At 72.2% G+C, this 3,850-nt stretch carries 3 protein-coding genes and 1 pseudogene; 1 reads left to right on the top strand and 3 read right to left on the bottom strand.

Going from position 1 to position 3,850, the window contains the following annotated elements:
• Positions 1-215, top strand: a 215-nt coding sequence (locus tag GT042_RS39860) for a hypothetical protein (RefSeq protein WP_161309356.1), incomplete at its 5' end; no start/stop codon positions are given.
• 335 nt (positions 216-550) lie between these two features.
• Here the strand turns inward: GT042_RS39860 and prfB are convergent.
• The 3 genes and pseudogenes from prfB to GT042_RS15815 all read right to left on the bottom strand — a co-directional run.
• On the bottom strand, positions 551-1,657 hold the full coding sequence (gene prfB, locus GT042_RS15825; RefSeq protein ID WP_161309355.1) for a peptide chain release factor 2: 1,107 nt from the start codon (positions 1,655-1,657) through the stop codon (positions 551-553).
• Positions 1,658-1,733: 76 nt separating this feature from the next.
• A complete protein-coding gene (locus GT042_RS15820; RefSeq protein WP_161309354.1) occupies positions 1,734-2,966 on the bottom strand; it encodes a serine/threonine-protein kinase in 1,233 nt (410 codons plus the stop codon).
• Positions 2,967-3,111: 145 nt separating this feature from the next.
• Positions 3,112-3,850: pseudogene (locus GT042_RS15815) on the bottom strand (serine/threonine protein kinase); the annotation flags it as partial.

Raw genomic sequence — 3,850 nt, 5'->3', positions numbered from 1 at the left:
GCACCACCCTGCTCGCCACCACCAACGGCAGCGGCACCACCCTGCTCACCGCCACCGACCGCGGCAGCGCCACCCTGCTCGGCGCCGCCGTCGACGCCGCCCGGGTCGCCGCCGCCGTCGACGCCTCCCGGGTCTCCGTCGTTGCCGATACCGAGACCGGCGTCTACGGTCACACCCGCACCTGCGGCCTGGGCCACGCCCGCGACGGTCAGTGACGCGCCGGCGGCGATCACCGCGCCTGCCGCGATCCGTGCCACGCGAACGCGTGTCTTCTTGGTCATCTGCTTGCTACCCCCAGTAGCTGATTCGTTGAGGTGCAGCGTCCGGGGCAGCGGCCGCGCGGGGGGTACGTCTGGTCCGCCCCCGGTCACACGCGCCCCAGGAATACGCATGCCACGGGCAGCCTTCCCACTTTCCATATACGCGTCAAGGCCGTTGCGCGCGCGATGACCGCATTCACGCCAGATGTCCCGGGCATGCGCACGCAACTGTGACACAAAAGGGAACTGCCGCCCCTGGGGCGGCAGTTACCGTGTCGACAAAGCGCGTTTTACCGTTCGCGCTGCTTGCGCCAGCGAATTCCGGCTTCGAGGAAGCCGTCGATCTCCCCGTCCAGCACCGCGTGCGGATTACCGACCTCGAAGTCCGTCCGCAGGTCCTTGACCATCTGGTACGGGTGCAGGACGTACGAACGCATCTGGTTCCCCCAGGAGTTGCCGCCGTCGCCCTTGAGGGCGTCCATCTCGGCCTGCTCCTCCTGGCGGCGGCGTTCGAGCAGCTTCGCCTGGAGCACGTTCATCGCGCTCGCCTTGTTCTGGATCTGCGACCGCTCGTTCTGGCAGGAGACCACGATGCCGGTCGGTACGTGGGTGATCCGCACCGCCGAGTCGGTGGTGTTGACGCCCTGGCCACCGGGGCCCGAGGCGCGGTACACGTCCACGCGCAGCTCGGACTCGTCGATCTCGACATGGTCGCTGGACTCCACGACCGGCAGCACCTCGACGCCGGCGAACGACGTCTGGCGGCGGCCCTGGTTGTCGAACGGCGAGATACGGACCAGGCGGTGGGTGCCCTGTTCCACGGAGAGCGTGCCGTAGGCGTACGGCACCTTCACCGCGAAGGTGGTCGACTTGATGCCGGCCTCCTCCGCGAAGGACGTCTCGTAGATCTCCGTACCGTAGTTGTGGCGCTCGGCCCAGCGCAGGTACATCCGCTGGAGCTGCTCCGCGAAGTCGGCGGCGTCCACCCCGCCCGCCTCGGCGCGGATGTTGACGAGCGCCTCGCGGGCGTCGTACTGGCCGGAAAGGAGCGTACGGACCTCCATCTCGTCCAGCGCCTTGCGCACCGCCTCCAGCTCGGCCTCGGCCTCGGCGAGCGCGTCGGCGTCGTCCTCGCCCTCGGCGAGCTCGAAGAGGATCTCCAGGTCGTCGATGCGCCCGCGCAGGGTCTCCGTCTTGCGGAGTTCGGCCTGGAGGTGCGAAAGCTTGCTGGTGATCTTCTGCGCGGCCTCCGGGTCGTCCCACAGGGACGGGGCCGCGGCCTGCTCCTCGAGAACAGCGATGTCGGCCCTCAGTTTGTCGAGGTCCAGGACGGCCTCGATCGACCCCATGGTCGAGGAGAGGGACTTCAGCTCTTCGGATACATCGACGACTGCCACGGGTCCAGCGTAACGGCTGAGCGCGCGAACCCTCCCCCCGCGGGCTCGCGGGGGCGGTCCACGGCTACGGCTCCGGCTACGGCTCCGGGGACGTCGTCCGCTTGGAATCCTGCGGGGGGCCGTCCCCGCCGCCGCTCGCGGCCATCCAGCCGCCCACGCCGAGAGCCGCCGCCAGCAGGACCGCCGCCACCGCCAGGGTGATCCGGCGCTTGCGTACGGTCTCCGCCTTGTGCCGGGCCGCGCCCGGCTTGCGCAGGCTCGGCGACCGGGGGGCGCGGGCCGTGCCGCGCGCGCCGCCCGCCAGCTCGTCGGGCGCCGGGACGCGCATGCTGGTGTGGGTGTCCCGGTTGGAGTCCGGTGCGGCTCCGGGCACGAGCGGGACCGCGCCCCGGCGGCGCGGCTCCTCGGGGGAACCGGGGCGCGGTTCGTCGTACGGCTGCTCGGTCGGTTCGCCGTCCGGTTCGTCCACGTCCAGCGGCGGGATGCCCGCGAGTCCCGGGAGCTGTTCGCGCAGGCGCGCGGCGAGTTCCGAGGCGCGCAGCCGGGAGGCGGGCGCCTTCGCCAGGCACTGGACGAGCAGCTGCCACAGCTCGTCGGGGATGCCGGGCAGCGGCACGACGGTCTCGGTGACGTGCCGGCGCAGGACGGCGCCGGGGTGGCCGCCGCCGAACGGGGTGAAGCCGGCGAGCAGTTCGTACAGGACCGTGGCGAGCGCGTAGATGTCGACGGCCGCGCGCGGCGGGAGCCCTTCGACGATCTCGGGCGCCAGGTAGTCCGGGGTGCCGATGATCCTGGTCGCCTTCGTCCGGCGCGGGGTGTCGATCAGCTTGGCGACGCCGAAGTCGGTGAGCAGCGCCGGGTGCGCGCCGCCGGGGCCGAGCGGCCCCTCCATGTCGAGCAGGATGTTCTCCGGCTTGACGTCGCGGTGCACGATCCCGGCCTTGTGGGCGGCCGCGAGGGCGTCGGCGACGTCGGCGACGATCGCGACGGCCGCCTCGGGGGCGAGCCTGCGCTCGCGGTCGAGACGGGTGCGCAGATCGGTGCCGCGTACCAACTCCATGACCAGCGCGAGGTCGTTGCCGTCCACGACGAGGTCGCGGACGCCGACCACCCGGGGGTGGTCGAGCCCGAGCAGGGCCGTGCGCTCCTGGACGAAGCGCCCGACGAGCTCCTGGTCGGACGCCAGGTCCTCGCGCAACAGCTTGATGGCGACGGGGCCTTCGGGCCCCTCGCCGAGCCACACCGTGCCGGCGCTGCCCCGCCCCAGGATCTGGTGGGCGGTGTACCGGCTGCCGATATTCCGTGCCAAGACTGCTCCCTCAGCGGCTGGCGTTGCCCCACAAAGTACGCGGCAATCGGGGTGTTCAGTGCCCAGGCCGGGACACGCCCGCACCTCCGTGGGGCGAAAAGTGTGCTTCTGGGGTGTCCGCGCCGCCGTATTGCCCTCGAAAGGGTCACTGCGTGCCGGTCGAATCCGTCAGTCTCGAGAACCAGTCCGTCACTTTGGAGATGCCGTCGCCGATCGTCGACAGGAAGCCCTTGCTCGTGCCGATCCAGTCCTGGAGCGGTGTCAGCTCCCAGACCAGCCAGCCGGCGACGAAGAGCACCACGAGGGTGAAGAGACAGCCCTTGAGGCAGCCGAGGCCTGGGATGCGCATCGGGTTGGCGGTGCGCTGGCGGGGCTGGCGGGGCTCACGCGGCTGCCGGGGGGCCGGTTGCTGGGGCGGCGGCTGCGGCGGCGCGTACTGCTGTTGCTGCGGGGGCGGCGGGGCGTACCGCTGCTGCTGAGGCTGCTGTTGCTGCTGCTGCCGGCGTGACTGCGGCTGCTGCGGCGGCGGGTATCCCTGTGAAGACGCCTGCCGGTTCGCGGGCGGAGCCGGCGGCTGCTGCTGGCGCGGCGGCTGCGGCCGGTGCGGGCGGCGGCGCAGCGGGTCCTGGCTGGGGTCGAGGTACTGGACCTGGGTCTGTTCGTTGCGGTCCCTGGCGGCCTGGAGCTGGCTCTGCCAGGGGTGCGGGCCGTCCGGTTCCCCCGGGGGTACGGGCGGCATGACCGACGTCGGGTCGGCGTTCGGCCCCGGCGCGCCGTAGCCCTGTCCGGGGCCGCCGGGTCCGCCGGGTCCCGCGTGGCCGCCGAAGGGCAGGAAGCTGGTCGCCGCGTTCGGGTCGAAGGCGGCGGCGTTGCTGGGCAGCACC

Source organism: Streptomyces sp. SID3212 (assembly GCF_009865405.1).
GTDB lineage: Bacteria > Actinomycetota > Actinomycetes > Streptomycetales > Streptomycetaceae > Streptomyces.
The sequence above is the reverse complement of the archived record's forward strand: the minus strand, read 5'-3'. Positions and strand labels throughout refer to the sequence as shown.